This window comes from Kitasatospora purpeofusca, assembly GCF_000718025.1.
Classification (GTDB): domain Bacteria; phylum Actinomycetota; class Actinomycetes; order Streptomycetales; family Streptomycetaceae; genus Kitasatospora; species Kitasatospora purpeofusca.
Genome location: NZ_JODS01000021.1, coordinates 36,591 through 53,110 on the forward strand (window position 1 = coordinate 36,591; position 16,520 = coordinate 53,110).

Here is a 16,520-nt window from a genome sequence, read left to right on the forward strand (position 1 = left end):
TCCTTGTCCTTGTCCTTGTTCTCGGTCCCTGTTCTCGCTCCTTGCCGGGCCGGTTGCCGGGCCCGGCAGGGGTGGGTGCGGCGGGGGCCGGACGCGGGGTGGGGCGGGAGGCTCGGCACCGGCGGGGCCGGGTCGGGCGCCGGTCCATTAACCTTGAGGGAGACAATCCCCCGGCTGCCCCGTAGATCCGGGTCGCCATGCTCAGGGATCAGAGATCCGAGTTCCAGAGAGAGGTTCGCGCCGTGGACACTGCCGACCGAGCGCACGCCCCGGTCGTCGTCGCCATCGACGGACCCTCCGGCTCCGGCAAGTCGACCGTCTCCCGGGCGGTCGCCGCCCGGCTGGGCCTGAGCTTCCTGGACACCGGTGCCATGTACCGGGCGATGACCTGGTGGATGCTGGCCAACGACATCGACGTGGCCGACCCGGAGGCGGTGGCGGTCGCCTGCGGCAAGCCGGTGATCGTGTCCGGCACGGACGCGGACGGCCCGACCATCACGGTCGACGGCCGCGACGTCTCCGGCCCGATCCGCGGCCCCGAGGTGACCGCGCAGGTCAGCGCAGTCTCCGCGGTGCCGGCGGTGCGGGCCCGGCTGGTCGAGCTGCAGCGCGGCTGCGCCGGCGTCGCCGAGCGCGGCATCGTCGCCGAGGGCCGGGACATGGGGAGCGTGGTCTTCCCGACCGCCACCGTCAAGGTCTTCCTGACCGCGTCGGAGGCGGCCCGGGCCGAGCGTCGGGCGACCGAGCTGCGGGCCAAGGGCCTGGACGAGGCGACCATCACCGCGATGGCCGCCGACCTGGCCCGCCGGGACGCGGCCGACTCCTCCCGGGCGACCGCGCCGCTGACCCAGGCCGCGGACGCCGTGCTGGTGGACACCAGCGAGCTCACCCTGGAGCAGGTGATCGACCGGATCACCACGCTGGTCGAGCAGCGGGCCGGAGCCGCGCTGTCGACGGTCTGAGACCGGCCGGACCGCTCGGTCCGGCTCCTCCGACTCGTCGACTTCTCGACTCTTCGGCTTCTCGAATGATCGACCGGAACTTCCGGCAAGAACTTTCTGACAACAACGGGGCGCCACGGTGGCACCCGAACCCATTCGCGCTGCCCCGGCGGGGCAGGTACGCACGGTGCGTCCCTGGGAAGGGCCGTACCGGGAAACGGACAGTACGAACATGACCGCAGAGCACACCTCCACCGGCCCCGGCGAGCTGGACGCCGCCGACTACGCCGAGTTCATGGCGCTCGCCGCCGAGGAGGGCTTCGACCTCGACGACGTCGACGGCTTCGGCGACGGCGCCCACGCCCCGCTTCCGGTGCTGGCCATCGTCGGCCGCCCGAACGTCGGCAAGTCGACCCTGGTCAACCGCATCATCGGCCGTCGCGAGGCCGTCGTCGAGGACAAGCCCGGCGTCACCCGCGACCGCGTCAGCTACGAGGCCGCCTGGAACGGCCGCCGCTTCAAGGTCGTCGACACCGGCGGCTGGGAGATCGACGTCCTCGGCATCGACGCCATGGTCGCCGCCCAGGCCGAGCTGGGTATCGAGCAGGCCGACGCGGTGCTGTTCGTGGTCGACGCCACCGTCGGTGCCACCGACACCGACGAGGCCCTGATCAAGATCATCCGCCGGGCCGGCAAGCCGACCGTGCTCTGCGCCAACAAGGTCGACGGCCAGTCCACCGAGGCCGAGGCCGCCTACCTCTGGTCGCTCGGCCTGGGCGAGCCCTACCCGGTCTCCGCCCTGCACGGCCGCGGCTCCGGCGACCTGCTGGACGCCGTGATGGCCGCCCTGCCCGAGGCCCCGCCGCAGACCTTCGGCGACGCCGCCCCCGGCGGCCCGCGCCGGGTCGCGCTGATCGGCCGCCCGAACGTCGGCAAGTCCAGCCTGCTGAACCGGGTCGCCGGCGAGGACCGCGTCGTCGTCAACGAGATGGCCGGCACCACCCGTGACCCGGTCGACGAGATGATCGAGCTCGGCGGCAAGACCTGGAAGTTCGTCGACACCGCCGGCATCCGCCGCCGGGTCCACATGACCGCCGGCGCCGACTTCTACGCCTCGCTGCGCACCTCCGCCGCGCTGGAGAAGGCCGAGGTCGCCGTCGTCCTGATCGACTGCAGCGAGACCCTCGCCGAGCAGGACACCCGGATCATCACGATGGCCGTCGAGGCCGGTCGTGCCGTCGTCATCGCCTACAACAAGTGGGACCAGCTCGACGAGGAGCGCCGCTACTACCTGGAGCGCGAGATCGAGCGCGACCTCGTCCAGGTGCAGTGGGCGCCGCGGGTCAACGTCTCGGCGAAGACCGGCCGGCACATGGAGAAGCTCGTCCCGGCGATCGAGACCGCGCTGCAGGGCTGGGAGACCCGGATCCCGACCGCCCGGCTGAACGCCTTCCTCGGTGAGCTGGTGGCGGCCCACCCGCACCCGATCCGCGGTGGCAAGCAGCCGCGCGTCCTGTTCGGCACCCAGGCGGGCACCCGGCCGCCGCGGTTCGTGCTGTTCGCCTCGGGCTTCCTGGAGGCGGGCTACCGGCGCTTCATCGAGCGCCGGCTGCGCGAGGAGTTCGGCTTCGTCGGGACGCCGATCTCGATCTCGGTGCGGGTGCGGGAGAAGCGCAACCGGAAGAAGTGACGGCTGACGCTCGGGTGGAGCCGCTGAGGCGGTGATCCGGGCGGGAGCTGTGGGGAAGGGCCCTGTCGGCCGGTCTTCGGACCGGGTGGCGGGGTCCTTCGTCGTGTCCGGCCGGGTGTGGGGTGTGGGGTGCGGAGTTCGGGGTGCGGTGGGGGCGCGGGTTCAGTGGTGGTCGCCGCTGCGGCCCGGGGGGAGGGAGAGCAGGCTGCGGTGGCGGCCGCCGCTGGTCGTGCCGGGGCCGCCACCGGGGCCGTAGGAGGTGCCCACGGTCGGCACGGGGGCCGGGACCGGGACCGTCACCGGGGCGGGCGCGGGCAGGTGCGTGGCCATCGGGTGCGGGACGGCGCCGAGGTAGCCCGCCGCCACCCAGCCCTGGCCGGTGCCGAACTGGGCCTGGGCCGGTCCCTGGGGGTGGGCCGGGGCGGCGACGGGGTGGAAGCCGGTCGCGTACGGGCTCGGCGCGTGGCCGGGGTGGCCTCCGTGGGTGTGGCCCTGGTCGTGCGCGTGGATCTGGGCCGGGAGGGCGGGGAGGTTGCTGTGGCCGTGCTGGTTGTGCTGGCCGTGCTGGGTGTGCGGGCCCTGGTGGCCGGTGCTGGTGTGGTGGCCGGTGTGCCCGTGGTGCTCGGCCGGGCCGGTGGGGTCGGGGTTGCCCGGCTGGCTCGGCATGAACTGGGGGAGGCCGATCGCCTGGCCCGCGTACGTCTGGAACGCCTGGTGCTGGGGCGGGTAGCCGCGGTGGTCGGTCCGGTGATCGGCGCGGTGGTCGGTCCGGTGGTCGGCGCGTCCCGGGCCGGTGTCGCGGACGGCGAAGCCCGCGAAGGCGAGGTCCTCCTCGCCGGAGCGGTCGCCGGGCAGGGCGCGGAAGAGGCGCCGGTACTCGGAGTACAGCTCGTCGTAGATCGGCGTGGCCGAGTGCGGGTGCTCGGCGTCGTACGACGGGCGCATGCCCGGGATCGCGCGGGAGGCGGCGGACCGCCGGGGGGCTGCGGGGACGTCGTAGCTGTACACGCAGGGCCCAACGAGTGAGGACGCCGGGGGATGCGGGGTGCGGCGGCGGGGCGGCGGCTGCCTGCTGGGCCTGTCTGTCGGGCCTGTCTGTCGGGCCTGTCGGGCCGGGCAGCCGGGGTGGTGGCCCGGGGGGTGCGGCCGGACCCGGGCTCCCGCCGGTGGAGGCCGCGTTCGGGCAGCGACCTCCACCGGCGGGAGCTCCGGCCGGCGTCCCGGGCGCGGCTCAGGTCCCGGCGAGCGGGAGGGAGGCGGACACCACCTGGCCCAGCGCCACCGCGCGCTCCAGCGCCTGGCGCAGCAGGTCCTCGCGCGGCTGCCGGCCGACCGTCCCGGCCGGGACGGCGTACATGGTCACCTCGCCGAGCTGGTTGGCGGCGAACCGCCAGGCGTCGGTCACCTGGAGCGGCTGGTGGGCCTGCCACCAGCCGGTGCTGCCCCCGGCTGCGGCCGGCTGGAGGATCGCGTGCAGCTTGCCCATCGCGACCAGCACCGACCAGCCGGGCAGCTGGTCCGGCGTCTTGTCGAGGTCGGTGACCGGCTGGAAGCCCGCGTCCTGGAGCAGGTCGAGGAACTCGTCCTCGCCGGTGGTGTTGCCGGGACGGCCGACCGGCCCGGTCGGCTCGACGACCAGCGAGGCGTGTCCGGTGTCGCCGTGCAGCACCAGTCCGCAGGTGATGCCGAGGATCGCGGCCTGGCCGGGTGCGCCCGTCCGTCCGGCCGGGTCGGACGTCGGGGCGGGAGCGGCAGGGGTGGGAAGGGCCTGGGCGGGCAGGGACGGCTGCAGCCGGGCGGCGTCGGCGGACACGTCGCTCCGGGCCTGGCTGATGCTGCGGACGGCGCCGGCCAGCTGCTCCTCGGCGACCGGGACGACCTGGGACGGGATGCAGCGGGCGTGGGCGAAGGCGAGCACGGCCGTCTCGTCGCCGACGAACAGCACGGTGCTGGTCGGCTCCAGAAGGGCGTCGCCGGGGGTGCGGCAGGAGGTGCATTCGTAGTTGTCGGGTGCGTGGGCGCCGCCGAGCAGGCGGTCGGCCTCGTCGTCGCCGATCTCGGATCGGACCTCGTCGCTGACGTCGAGCATGCGCGGCACTGGGTCTCCTCGGTGCGGGGTCGGAAATACCGGTTGGGGGCTGTCGGGGCGGGCGCCCGGGGTCTCGGGGCCCGGCCCCCGGGGTCGAACGCGGTGGAGCCGGAAGGTCGGGTCTGTTCGAGCCGGGAGGCGGCGGCGGCCCGGCCGCCCTTACCAACGGGCCCTTGTGGCAGGGGTCACGGGTGGGGGGTAGGGGTGACGGGAATTGCCTCTGATCCGATCGCGGAGGGTGTTCTCCGCGTCGCAATCTGTCGATCTCGATGGCGGGACTGCCGGAATGAAGCGGTGAGGTGAGTCACGGCTCGTCGATGTTTGATCTAGGAAATGACGGTTAAAACGGACAAATTGGACACATTTACATGGTCGTTACCGCCGGTAACGCCGTGCTGAGCTGGGGAGACCTCCGGCTGTTTGAACCCCGGCCGCCCGCCTCGTAGCTTCATTGGCGGTGCAACGAGCACCACCCGGGTTCACCCCCGACGCACAGCCCGCCGGTTTCGCACCGGCGCCGGCAGTGCCCGCCGAAGCGACCGCTCGAACAGGTCGCCGGTGTGTGGAGGTGGCCGGGGCGGCACGGAACGTCCGACACGTCTCCGGCCGCCCGACGGACGCGGCGCGCGATTTCCAGACCCTCCAGGGCTTGGTTCCGCATGCCCTCCCGGGGCTGTCGAGAGGAACCTCATGACCTTCCGTAACGAGACCGCCGCTGCCACCACCACCGCCACCAAGCGCAACCGCGTCCGGATGGCTGTCGTGGCGGGCGCCGCTGTCGCGGCCCTGCCGGTGGCCGGCCTCGTCACGGCCACCTCGGCCTCGGCCGCCTCCGTCTCCACCTGGGACGCTGTCGCCCAGTGCGAGAGCGGCGGCAACTGGGCCATCAACACCGGCAACGGTTTCTACGGCGGTCTGCAGTTCACCTCCAGCACCTGGGCCGCCTTCGGCGGCACCGCCTACGCCTCGCAGGCCAACCTGGCCACCAAGGCGCAGCAGATCGCCGTCGCCGAGAAGGTCCTCGCCTCGCAGGGCCCGGGCGCCTGGCCCGTCTGCTCCGTCAAGGCCGGTCTGACCAAGGGCGGCGCCGCCCCCGTGGTCGACACCTCCGCCCCGAAGGCCACCGAGGCCCCGAAGCCGGCCGCCCCCAAGGCGACCGAGGCTCCGAAGGCCGCCGCGCCGAAGGCCGTCGAGGCCCCCAAGGCTGTCGAGGCCCCCAAGGCCGCGCCGAAGGCTGTTGACGCCCCGAAGGCTGTCGAGGCCCCCAAGGCCGCGCCGAAGACCGACGCCGCGCCGAAGGCCGACAAGGCCGCGAAGTCCGGCAAGTCCTGGACCTCGAACGACGCCAAGCAGGTCAACGGCACCTACACCGTCAAGGCCGGCGACACCCTGAGCAGCATCGCCGCCGCCCAGGGCGTCGACTGGCACGCCCTGTACGACAACAACGCCAAGGTCATCGGTGCGAACCCGGACCTGATCCTCCCGGGCCAGACCCTCACCGTCTGATCCGACGCCGGTCGATCCGGCGCTGGTCGATCCGACGCCGGGTGATCCGGCGGTTGATCCACGCCTCCACGGCCGCCCTCCCGCACCACGGGAGGGCGGCCGTCGGGGGTTTCCGGCGGTTGCCGGGGCCGATGGCTGTCGGGCCCGGTGGCTGTTGCCGGTCCGGCCGTTGTCGGAGGGGTGCGCGAGGATGGGGATGTGACCCAGGGCGAGTTGTTCGGCGGACTCTTCGACGCCTCCCCCGAGCGCGGGCGGTCCGAGCCGGCTCCGGGGGCGGTGCTGCTCCCCGGCTGGCTCGACGCGGCGGCGCAGCTGCGGCTGGGCGCCGCCTGCCGCGACTGGGCGCGCCCGCCCGCGGGGATGCACACCGTCCGGATGCCCACCGGCGGGACGATGTCCGTCCGGATGGTCAGCCTGGGCCTGCACTGGTATCCGTACGGCTATCGGGGCGTGGCCGAGGACGGCACCCCGGTCAAACCGTTCCCGCCCGAGCTCGGCGCGCTCGCCCGGCGGGCGGTGGCCGAGGCGTACGGGGCGACGGTCGGCGGCGGTATCAGCGGCATCGGTGGCATCGCCGGGGCCGTCGACTACGAGCCGGACGTCGCGATCGTCAACCACTACCCGCACGGCGCCCGGATGGGCCTGCACCAGGACCGCGACGAGCGCGCCGACGCCCCGGTGGTCTCGCTGTCGCTCGGCGACACCTGCGTCTTCCGGCTCGGCAACACGGAGACCAGGACCAGGCCGTGGACCGATCTGGAGCTGCGCGGCGGCGACCTGCTGGTGTTCGGCGGCCCGGCCCGGTTCGCGTACCACGGTGTGGTGCGGACCCTGCCCGGGACGGCGGACCCGGCGCTGGGGCTGACCGGGCGGCTGAACATCACCGTCCGGCAGTCGGGCCTGTGAGCGGCGCCGTCCCGCTCCCACCTGTGGCTCCCAGCTGCGGGTCCCCGCTGCGGCTCCCACCTGCGGCGACGTTCCGCGCAGGGACTACTGTTCGACCTCGTTCGAGTGAATTGGTGCGGCCGGCCCGGGTGCGGGGAATGTCCCGGCTCGCTGAGGAATTCGATTGAGCTGGAGAATTCGAGAGAACGGGCAGCCGGCGGCGGGGCGGAAGACCTCCGGCCCGGGCGGCGGCCCGGAGAGGACGTGTCCCATGGCTACCCCCGTCGACGATCTCGTCGCACTGCTGGACCTCGAGCAGATCGAGCTGAACATCTTCCGCGGGCGAAGCCCCGAGGAGGCGCTCCAGCGCACGTTCGGCGGGCAGGTGGCCGGCCAGGCGCTGGTGGCGGCGGGGCGCACCGTGGACGACGACCGCCCGGTCCACTCGCTGCACGCGTACTTCCTGCGGCCCGGCGTGCCCGGGGTGCCGATCGTCTACCAGGTGGACCGGCTCCGGGACGGCCGCTCGTTCACCACCCGCCGGGTGCTGGCGATCCAGGGCGGTCGGTCGATCTTCGCGCTGACCGCCGACTTCCACGCCCCGGAGCCCGACAGCATCGAGCACCAGTACCCGATGCCCGACGTGCCCGGCCCGGAGAAGCTGCCGAGCGCACTGGACGAGGTCGGCTCCCGGCTCGGCGAGCTGCCCCCGTTCATCAGCCGGCGCCAGCCCTTCGACATCCGCTACGTCGACCGGCTGCGCTGGACCACCGAGGAGCTCGCCGGGGTCGAGGCGCGCAGCGGCGTCTGGCTGCGCACCAACGGGGCGCTGCCGGACAACCCGCTGATCCACGTCTGCGCGCTCACCTACGCGTCGGACATGACGCTGCTGGACGCCGTCCGGGCCCCGGTCGAGCCGCTCTGGGGCACCCGGCACTTCGACATGGCCTCGCTGGACCACGCGATGTGGTTCCACCGGCCGTTCCGCACCGACGACTGGCTGCTCTACCAGCAGGAGTCCCCGATCGCCCACGGCGCCCGGGGCCTGGCGCGCGGGCAGATCTTCGACCGGAGCGGCCAGCTGGTGGTGTCGGTGGTGCAGGAGGGCCTGTTCCGCCGGATCAAGTCCTGAGGGGCGAGTGGTGGCGGTGTCGGCGCGGGTGCGAACGGCGTGTTGACCGGTATGACGGTGGCATGGCCGCGGTGTGACCGACGTGGCGGGCGTGACGGGCGTGCGACGACCGTGCGACGGTGTCCGGGACTGGGAATGCCCGGCCCGGGTACCGGATGTTCGATGGGGTGACGGAGAACGGACGGCCCGCCCTGCGGGCCCTGGACCGGATTGGGAGGGCGAGCCGATGACGGCGACGGCCGCGGAGGAATGGCAGCACTGGAGCGACGGACGGGCGGCGACCGTCAGCGCGCCGCACGGCCAGCTGGCGCTCACCGGTACGCACTGGCTGGAGCCGGAGCCGGCGGCGATCGCCGGACTGCCCGGAGTCTGGTGGGCGGACGCGGAGGGCGTGCGGCTGCGGGCGGTGGCGGCCGACGGTGTCACTGTCGCGGGAGCGGACACCCCCGTCGACGGCGAGGTGCTGCTGCGCCCGGACACCGACCCGGCGGCGGACACCGCCGCGCTCGGCGAGGTGTTGCTGGTGCCGATCGAGCGCGAGGGCGAGCCGGCCCTGCGGGTCTTCGACCCGAACTCGCCCGGGCGGGCGTCGTTCGCCGGGATCTCGGCCTACCCCTACGCGCCGGAGTGGGCCGTTCCGGCGGTCTTCACCCCCTTCGAGGACGGTGGTGAGGGCGGCGGTGTGCACGGCGCCGGGCGGACGGTGCTCGTCCCGAACGCCGACGGCAAGGAGCGTCCGCTCGCGGTGACCGGACAGATCGCGTTCACCGTCGCCGGCGAGCACCGCACCCTGACGGTCAGCCGCTCGGGCGACGGCCGGCTGAGCGGGGTGATCGCCGACGCGACCAGCGGCCGGGACACCTACCGCTTCCGCTTCGTCACCCTGCCCGCCCCGGACCAGGACGGCCGCACGGTGCTCGACCTCAACCGCGCCTACCTGCCGCCCTGCGCCTTCGCGGACCACTTCATCTGCCCCTTCCCGCCGCCCGGCAACCGCCTGGACTTCGCGGTGGAGGCGGGCGAGAAGCAGGTCCTCACCCGGTAGGGGCCGGCTCCGCGGTGCACCCGCCGGGCCTCGGTGCGTTCCGGGGTCCGGCGGGTTCTGCGCTACTTGCTCCGTAGTCCATCTGCCCGGTCCGGTCGGGGAGTTGAAGGCCGGGGTTCCCGTTGACAGCCTCCTGGGGGCGTGCCACTCTGGCTAGATAGATAGCAAGCTACCTATCTATGTTGCGGACCAGGATCCTGTTCGGCCGGTTCCGCCCGTTCGCCTGTTCCGCCTCGGCTGGGCGCCTGCACCGGTGGGACGGAGGATCTCGTGACGATTGGGAGGCGCGGATGCCCGGCCGGCAGAGCGCAGAACGGTTGGCCGCCGAGGCGGATGCCGGTCCGACCTGGCTGCGGAGCAGCGTCGCGCCCAAGCTGCACCTGACCGCGAAGTCCTGTCGCGCGTTCTTCGAGGAGCGCCTCGCCGAGGCCGGTGCGACCTTCGCGGCCTGGACCGTGCTCGCCGCCCTCAAGCTGGAGGGCCCGATGATCCAGCGCGCACTCGCCCAGTACCTGAGCATCGAGGGCCCGACGCTCTCCCGTCACCTGGAGTCGATGGAGCGGCGCGGCCTGGTCGTTCGCAGGCGCACCGACCTCGACCGCCGGGCGGCGACCGTGGAGATCGCGCCCGACGGCGAGGAGATGTACAACCGGATCTCCTCCGTCGCGATCAGCAGCCAGCAGGACATGCTCAAGGGCCTCAGCGACCGTGAGATCGCGCAGCTCTCGACACTGCTGGACCGGATCCTGGAGAACGTCGGGCCGCGCTGACGCCCGCGTCGAGCGGCCGCAAACGCCCCCCGGTGTCCGGGGCCGGGGCGGGCGGGACGACGATGGGGCACTGTGTCGACCAATCATCCTGCCAATTCGCCGGCCGACGGGGACTCGCCGCCGACCCCCGCCCCGCCCTCTGCGCCGCTCTCCGCGCTGCCGTCCGCGCGGCCCTCCGCGCCGCCGCGGTCCCGCTACCGGCGGCTGGCCCGGGGAGCCTTCGCCGACCTCAGCCCTCTCCGGTACCACGCCGACTACCGGCGGGTGTGGTTCGGCCAGTCCATCTCCTCCATAGGCCAGCAGATGACGGCCGTCGCCGTCTCCGTGCAGGTCTACGACCTGACCGGCTCCACCTTCGCCACCGGCCTGGTCGGCCTCTTCTCCCTGGTCCCGCTGATCGCCTTCGGCCTCTACGGCGGCGCCATCGCCGACACCGCCGACCGCCGCCGCCTCGGCCTGATCGGCTCGGCCGGCCTCGCCGTCGTCTCCGCCGTGCTCGCCGCGCAGGCGATCGCGGGCGTCGGCCTCGTCGCGGTCCTCTACGCCGCGGTGGCCCTCCAGGCCGCCTTCTTCGCGCTCGCCTCGCCGGCCCGCTCGGCGATGATCCCGCGTCTCGTCCCCGCCGAGCGGCTCCCCGCCGCCAACGCCCTGAACACCGTCAGCATGAACCTCGGCCTCACCGTCGGCCCCATGATCGGCGGCGTCCTCATCGGCGCCTACGGAGTCCAGGCCGCCTACCTGGTCGACACCGTCGCCTTCGGAGCCACCCTCTACGCGATGTGGCGCCTGCCCGCCATGCGCCCGCTCGGCGACCGCAAGGGCCGCGCCTCCGTCCTCGACGGCCTCCGCTTCCTGCGCGAGCAGCCCAACCTTCGCACCAGCTTCCTCGCCGACCTCGCCGCGATGATCTTCGGCATGCCGCGCGCCCTCTTCCCGGCCCTCGCCATCACCTTCTACGGCGGCGACGCCCGCACCGTCGGCCTGCTCGCCGCCGCCCCCGCCGTCGGCGCCCTGGCCGGCGCCCTCTTCTCCGGCTGGGTCGGCCGCATCCACCGCCAGGGCGCCGCCGTCATGACCGCCGTCGCCGCCTGGGGCCTCGCCATCGCCGCCTTCGGCCTGGCCCGCAACCTCTGGCTCGGCCTCCTCCTGCTCGCCGCCGCCGGCTGCGCCGACACCATCAGCATGATCTTCCGCAACACGATGATGCAGGTCGCCGCCCCCGACGAGATGCGCGGCCGCCTCCAGGGCGTCTTCATCGTGATCGTCGCCGGCGGCCCCCGCCTCGGCGACTTCGAGTCTGGCGCCGTCGCCTCCCTCACCAGCCCGACCGTCTCCGTCGTCAGCGGCGGCCTCGCCTGCGTCGCCGCCATCCTCCTCCTCGCCGCCCGCTGCCCCGCCTTCCTCCGCTACGACGCCCGCCACCCCACCCCCTGACCCCCACCCCACCCACCCCCCGACAACCCTGCAGCGAGCACCCCCCGACGTGCTGTATTGTTTTCCTCGTCGCCGGGTGAACCGGCCGACAAGGTCGAGAAACCCGAAGCCGAGCCCCCCAGGCTCAGCCCGGGCCACGAGACCACGGGACGTGGCGCAGCTTGGTAGCGCACTTGACTGGGGGTCAAGGGGTCGCAGGTTCAAATCCTGTCGTCCCGACGTGAGTCGGAAAGGCCGTTGGCCGGGAGAAATCCCAGGTCAGCGGCCTTTTGCGTGACGGTCCGTCAGGGACCAGGGAAATTGGTTCGCACACTGTCTGGGACCACTTTGGGACCAGGGTGCCGGGTTGTGGGGTCGACCCCCTTTCGGGATGCCCGATTTGCCTGCTCTATTGATCACGCTCAGTGAGCGATGCTGGATTGTAACAATTGATTTTCGGCCATGTTCTTGGCGGAAATCCCGCTTGCGTGGCGGAAGTTGGCCACCGCTGACAGTCTCTCAGGTGGCGGTGTTGCGTCAAAGAGGAAGCGTTCCGGGTCGCGCCACCGACGGCCAGGCAGTCCCGGCGGTCGGTGGCGTTGCTATGCGTGACGGCCCGCCGCTGGGGCGACCATTCCGCGCGCAGCCCGCACTCCATGTCGGACTGCATCGCCGGGAGCACACTTGACCCGGGCCCGAGTAGCCTTTCGTCCGGTTACGTGCCGGGAAGGCCCAGCCGGTCGAAGGCGGGATCGCCGGGGAACGCGACCGACTCGATGCGCGCCGGCGGGATCGGGGACGTGTAGTGGACGGTGGCGTCGGCGGCTTCGCCAAGCGCCTTGCCCAGGAGCACGTGCGCCAGCGACGGGGCGGTGCTGTGAGGCTGGCCGTCGGTCAGGTCCAGGAGGCAGGTGACGACGGCCGGGCGGCCGAGCGACCGCAGTAGGTCCGTCATCTCCGGGTCGTTCTCCCAGGGCTGGTAGACCGCCTCCCCGCCCCAGAACTGCTGCAGGCGCCAGCCGAGGGTCTGGTTGGGGGCGAGGGCGTCGCCGGACAGCGTCAGGAACACGAAGCCTTTCCGTCCGCCGGCCTTGCGGGTGATGAGGTTCGCTTCCTTCAATGCCGTGTACTGCGGGGTGGTGAGGTGGCCGAGATCGGCGGCGCGGGCGAGGCGGTCGGCGATACCCTGGTCGTCGGCGAGTAGTAGTCCGTGCTCCTGGATGCTGTCCGCTTCGTGGTCCAGCAAGCGAGTGCAGTGCCGTGCCCGGACGAAGTGCCCGGCGAGCAGCGGGGCTATCGCGTCCAGGTCGGTGTAGCCGCCGATGTCGGTGTCAGTGAAGCAATCCCGGGGAAGTGCGGCGGCGGCATGCCGCTGGGTGAACCCGGTGACGAGGTCGGCCAGCGGGGTGGGCCAGGTCGCTGGGGCGTCCACGTCGATGACGGGGCGTGTGGAAGTCATGCCGGGCATCCTCCCGTACAGCGGTGGTGTCGTGGCTGGCGTCACTGTGCGGCGTGACGCTGGCTGCTCGCTAGAAACGGTCCTCCGCCGCGTCGATGTATCCGAACGCCTGAGCCATCCGAACCAGCGCGCGGCGAAGCAGAAGCCGCCGTTTCCCGTCGGTCAGCTGCGGATCGGCGGTGATGGTGACGCTCATCTCCGTCAGCGGCGCGCGGTCGCTGCTGCCGAACGGGGCGAGGTCGACGAAGCGGTCCAGCGAGGGGGCCGCAGTGCCGTGGGGCGAACCGGTGGCGATCTGGAGCAGCACCGTCGGCGGCTGGGACCACGGTCGAGGTGCGTTCGTGTCGCCGACGGCGCTCGGCAGGACCTCGGTGGCGGTACGCCAGGCCGCGAGCAGGGTCTCCTCGACCTCCTCCAGCGACAGTATTCGATAGGGCCTGGAGGCACGGGCCTCCGGGGCGGCAGGTTGTGCCGCAGTGCCTTCGAGGCGTACCTCGGCGCAGGAGACGACCGCTGAGTCCGTGGCGTTCGGAAGGGCGAGCATCACCGCTGCGGTGAGCGCCGGACCGTCCTCGCTGTGTCTGGTGCTGGAATAGCTGACGGCGTCTGCGGCATTGCGGTGCGGACCCGGTGCCCACATTCCCATCGGCATGTCGACGCCGTGCCGAAGGGAAAGGGTCCTCGCCGCGGCAGCGAGAGGGCAGAATGGCAGCGCCTGCAGAAGGGTGCGCCGGCGTTCCGGTATGACCTCCAACTCCCGTGCCGCTGCCCAGGGGAGAGTGGCCAGCGCCCGGACGCGGAGTTTTGGAGCGGGGGCGTCCGCGGTCCAGTTGCCAGCCGCTCTCGGCAGGTCGAAGCTGATTGCGGGAGTCGGCCGCCAGATCGGCTCCCCGTCGGTGGTGACCGTCAGCTGACCCGGGCCCCAGGCGCCCCCGACGAGCTCGACCGTCTCTGCATCCTCGAGCAGCGCCGTGGGGGTACCGCCAGCTGGCGGAGCAGGAAAGCCGACGGCCGCGAGCGCCTGACCACCCGGCGCACCGGAGCCGCCCGCGAGCAGGTGCTGCCAGAGCGGCTCGGCCACGGCGACCACCGACCGGCCCGGCAGCGCGCACAGCACCCAACCCGTTTTGTCTCCCAGGGCGGCGAAGTGCTGCACGAGACCCGGGCCATCCTCGTAGGCCGCGGCGGTCGGTTCGCCGAGCACCGCGCTACCTCCCAGACCGTCGTACGCGCGACGGAACGCCACCTCGCGCCCTGGGGCACCCTGGCCGACGTGGTACCGGGGTTCGGCCTTGTCGCCGGCAGTGAGCTTGTCGACCAGGTCGTGAAGGGTACGGGAGGGAGCGCCGCTCACGGCCAGGCCCAGGGAGAGAAGTCGCTGGACCTCCGTTCTCGGCAGCCAGTGCGTCCCGTCGGACTCGCGCAGCGGCACCGCGACGGTGACCGGGTTCACCTGCCCGGGCTTGCCGTTGGGCGCGGCCACGACGTGCGGGAGATTCCCTACGGCCTGCGGCGGTACGTCGATGAACACGATGCCCTGCCCGGGGCCGCCGTGCTCGATCCACTCGATCGAGACGTTGCGCGGCGCCGGGGTGATGCGTTCCCGGAGGAGCTTGCGCATCTGGTCCAGGTCCACGGATGACCGGTCGAACGGCAGTAGCCGGTCGAGGATCTCCTGCCCGTTCTCCAGCCGGGTGCCGATACCGAGGACGATGACTCCTCCTTCGGTGGAGTTGGCGAAGGAGGCGATGTCCTTGGCCAGCTCCTCCACCGCCGAGGGGCTCTTCAGCTCGTACGGGGCGCCCTTGGCGTCCAGCCAGCGGCATTCCAGGAAGCCGAGGAGGGCCGAAGGGTTGTAGGCGTACAGGGCGGTTCGGGCCTGTTCGAGTCCGGTCTCTGGCACCAGACCAGTATCCCGTGCGTGTCGGCGAGGATTCTCGGATTCGGCCCAGGTGGTGATGCTGGGGCGGCCGAGGGGAAGGGAGAAGTCGCGTTCGGCCGGCGGCGCTCGACGGCCGCCTGCACGTGCTGCTGCGCACGCAATGCCGACGAAGGGGGCGGGCGGCCGAATATCCCACACCATCTCTTGTTGTAGGCGTTTCATAGGCGGACAATTGGTACAATTCGCGCTGCGAAACGGGGAAGTGCCGGATGACTACGGATCCTCCCGAAGGCGACCTGCCTCAAGGCCCAGACGACCTGCCGAGCGGCCTCAGCCCACGACAGCAGGCCCTGAACGTGCGTGCATTCAGCGCAGTGGTCGCCAAGTTCAAAGAGGCGCTTCTGGAAGGACCGGAGGCACTGGCCGCTGCTCGCGACATCGTCGCCGCCTTCGCGGACAGCGAGGCATCTGGAGGACCGACCAAGAGCGATGTCTGGGCGCTGATCCGCGAGCGGCGCTCGCCGCAGTACGGCGAGGGGTTCTTCGAGGCCCGCTGGGCGATCTTCGAGCACTACGGTGCGATCCAGCCCTACCTCGCGAAGAAGTACCAGCAGCGCTATGCGCTGCACCCGGCCGTCGGGCCGGCCCTCCTGGTCCACGGACGGTTGCGCCGGCACCGCGGGATCGACGAACTTGTGGCGCTGCTCGACGAGACCAGGTCACTGATCGGACAGCGCACCCGCGACCGGGCCACCATCGAAGCCAACCTCTTGGACTGCCGGCACATGCTGAGCATCTACGCGATCCACCTCGAACGCCTGGTAGCCGACGCCAGCATCCGGGAACTGGCTGAGGAGCAGCGGGAGCACAACCATCCCGGTCTGACAGAGAAGGTGAAGTTCCTCAACCAGGAGGTCTCCGATCACTTCCCGAACGACCACGCCCTCGACTTCCAGGCAGTTGCGCTGCTGAACGTCGAGCAGCGCTACCAGCGGGCGCTGACTGCCGCTCTCCAGCGGATTGTCGAGCAGGGTGGTCGTACTCTCGACTTTGCTGTGCTCAGCGCGGAGGAATACCTCGAAGCTGCCCGGCACGCCCCGCTGGCCCAACTCGGCGAGTTCGGTGCCGATCTTGTGGTGGATCCGCCGACCGTGTGGATCGACGCGGGCATGCTGATGAGGGCGGTCGAGGAGTTCGCCCCCTACACTCGGGTCCGTCGTCGCCCGGCCATGCCGCAGGTCTCGCCGGAGCCCGACCCGGTGCAACGGATGGGCGAGGCTCGTGTCCGCGAACGCAGCCGACAGGATCACCTGGCCGAGCGTGTCCTCGTGGAGGGTGACCGCGCAGATCTCACCGGTGAGCTCCAGCGCTCCCACTGGCCGGCCGCCGCCCGCCTGCTCGCAGACCTGATCGGGCTCGACGCGGACCCGTACGCGCCGTACCGCCTGGAGATCGGCATCAACCTGATCATCGACCGGATCGGCTGGGTCACCTACCTTCACCCCGTCGTCCTCCACCGGCAGGACGCCGAGGCAACTGAACACCTGCATCGCCGCAGATACGAGGAGCGCCATGGAACCCTCTGACCCCGCCTATCTCCTGGCCGCCGCCCGTGCTCAGGGACTGATCGACATGCATGGCCTGTCGGCACAGGCTGTCGAGAGCACGCAGCACCGGGCACTCGCCTGCGGTAGACGGCTCGTGGACT

At 72.1% G+C, this 16,520-nt stretch carries 13 protein-coding genes and 1 tRNA gene; 10 read left to right on the forward strand and 4 right to left on the reverse strand.

Features of this window, described 5'->3' with window-relative positions:
- Positions 1-242: 242 nt before the first annotated feature.
- Together cmk and der are read left to right on the forward strand one after the other, a co-directional pair.
- Complete coding sequence (gene cmk, locus IF01_RS0126780) at positions 243-962, forward strand: (d)CMP kinase (RefSeq protein ID WP_030396107.1); 720 nt, start codon at positions 243-245, stop codon at positions 960-962.
- Positions 963-1,173: 211 nt separating this feature from the next.
- The gene (gene der, locus IF01_RS0126785; protein WP_030396108.1) at positions 1,174-2,631 is read left to right on the forward strand and encodes a ribosome biogenesis GTPase Der; all 1,458 of its coding nucleotides are present in this window, start codon (positions 1,174-1,176) and stop codon (positions 2,629-2,631) included.
- A gap of 162 nt (positions 2,632-2,793) precedes the next feature.
- Here the strand turns inward: der and IF01_RS44280 are convergent, their stop codons facing one another.
- Both IF01_RS44280 and IF01_RS0126795 read right to left on the reverse strand, forming a co-directional pair.
- Complete coding sequence (locus IF01_RS44280) at positions 2,794-3,576, reverse strand: hypothetical protein (protein WP_157855349.1); 783 nt, start codon at positions 3,574-3,576, stop codon at positions 2,794-2,796.
- A gap of 286 nt (positions 3,577-3,862) precedes the next feature.
- The gene (locus IF01_RS0126795) at positions 3,863-4,729 is read right to left on the reverse strand and encodes a DUF8842 C-terminal domain-containing protein (protein ID WP_037781241.1); all 867 of its coding nucleotides are present in this window, start codon (positions 4,727-4,729) and stop codon (positions 3,863-3,865) included.
- A 681-nt stretch (positions 4,730-5,410) separates the two neighbouring features.
- Between IF01_RS0126795 and IF01_RS0126800 the strand changes: the two genes are divergently transcribed.
- The 7 genes from IF01_RS0126800 to IF01_RS0126830 all read left to right on the forward strand — a co-directional run bounded on the left by IF01_RS0126800 (position 5,411) and on the right by IF01_RS0126830 (position 11,711).
- On the forward strand, positions 5,411-6,226 hold the full coding sequence (locus IF01_RS0126800; protein ID WP_051740736.1) for a LysM peptidoglycan-binding domain-containing protein: 816 nt from the start codon (positions 5,411-5,413) through the stop codon (positions 6,224-6,226).
- 198 nt (positions 6,227-6,424) lie between these two features.
- Positions 6,425-7,132: an alpha-ketoglutarate-dependent dioxygenase AlkB family protein gene (locus tag IF01_RS0126805; RefSeq protein WP_244215638.1), complete on the forward strand. Its 708-nt coding sequence runs from the start codon at positions 6,425-6,427 to the stop codon at positions 7,130-7,132.
- Positions 7,133-7,382: 250 nt separating this feature from the next.
- Entirely contained in the window at positions 7,383-8,243 is an 861-nt protein-coding gene (locus IF01_RS0126810) for an acyl-CoA thioesterase (RefSeq protein ID WP_030396113.1), read from the forward strand.
- 226 nt (positions 8,244-8,469) lie between these two features.
- Positions 8,470-9,288, forward strand: coding sequence for a DUF1684 domain-containing protein (locus tag IF01_RS0126815; RefSeq protein ID WP_030396114.1), 819 nt, complete (start codon positions 8,470-8,472; stop codon positions 9,286-9,288).
- Positions 9,289-9,578: 290 nt separating this feature from the next.
- On the forward strand, positions 9,579-10,058 hold the full coding sequence (locus IF01_RS0126820; protein ID WP_157855350.1) for a MarR family winged helix-turn-helix transcriptional regulator: 480 nt from the start codon (positions 9,579-9,581) through the stop codon (positions 10,056-10,058).
- A gap of 72 nt (positions 10,059-10,130) precedes the next feature.
- The gene (locus IF01_RS0126825; protein ID WP_078880326.1) at positions 10,131-11,492 is read left to right on the forward strand and encodes an MFS transporter; all 1,362 of its coding nucleotides are present in this window, start codon (positions 10,131-10,133) and stop codon (positions 11,490-11,492) included.
- A gap of 145 nt (positions 11,493-11,637) precedes the next feature.
- Positions 11,638-11,711: transfer RNA gene (locus tag IF01_RS0126830), tRNA-Pro, on the forward strand.
- Positions 11,712-12,186: 475 nt separating this feature from the next.
- On the opposite strand, the gene IF01_RS0126835 is transcribed toward IF01_RS0126830, so the two are convergent.
- Complete coding sequence (locus IF01_RS0126835) at positions 12,187-12,930, reverse strand: hypothetical protein (protein WP_030396117.1); 744 nt, start codon at positions 12,928-12,930, stop codon at positions 12,187-12,189.
- A 70-nt stretch (positions 12,931-13,000) separates the two neighbouring features.
- Positions 13,001-14,833, reverse strand: a complete 1,833-nt coding sequence (locus IF01_RS0126840; protein WP_030396118.1) for an ATP-binding protein — start codon at positions 14,831-14,833, stop codon at positions 13,001-13,003.
- Between the two features lie 248 nt (positions 14,834-15,081).
- Here IF01_RS0126840 and IF01_RS0126845 point away from each other — a divergent pair, with 248 nt between their 5' ends.
- Positions 15,082-16,398 carry a hypothetical protein gene (locus tag IF01_RS0126845; RefSeq protein ID WP_157855352.1) on the forward strand — a complete coding sequence of 439 codons (1,317 nt, stop codon included), beginning with the start codon at positions 15,082-15,084 and terminating at the stop codon, positions 16,396-16,398.
- Positions 16,399-16,520: the final 122 nt, after the last annotated feature.

Excerpts from the sequence above, each read along its gene's own strand:
- der (WP_030396108.1), top strand. The coding sequence starts at position 1,174 with ATGACCGCAGAGCACACCTCCACCGGCCCCGGCGAGCTGGACGCCGCC.
- IF01_RS44280 (WP_157855349.1), bottom strand. The coding sequence starts at position 3,576 with ATGCGCCCGTCGTACGACGCCGAGCACCCGCACTCGGCCACGCCGATC.
- IF01_RS0126800 (WP_051740736.1), top strand. The coding sequence starts at position 5,411 with ATGACCTTCCGTAACGAGACCGCCGCTGCCACCACCACCGCCACCAAG.
- IF01_RS0126810 (WP_030396113.1), top strand. The coding sequence starts at position 7,383 with ATGGCTACCCCCGTCGACGATCTCGTCGCACTGCTGGACCTCGAGCAG.
- IF01_RS0126815 (WP_030396114.1), top strand. The coding sequence starts at position 8,470 with ATGACGGCGACGGCCGCGGAGGAATGGCAGCACTGGAGCGACGGACGG.
- IF01_RS0126820 (WP_157855350.1), top strand. The coding sequence starts at position 9,579 with ATGCCCGGCCGGCAGAGCGCAGAACGGTTGGCCGCCGAGGCGGATGCC.
- IF01_RS0126835 (WP_030396117.1), bottom strand. The coding sequence starts at position 12,930 with ATGACTTCCACACGCCCCGTCATCGACGTGGACGCCCCAGCGACCTGG.
- IF01_RS0126845 (WP_157855352.1), top strand. The coding sequence starts at position 15,082 with ATGACTACGGATCCTCCCGAAGGCGACCTGCCTCAAGGCCCAGACGAC.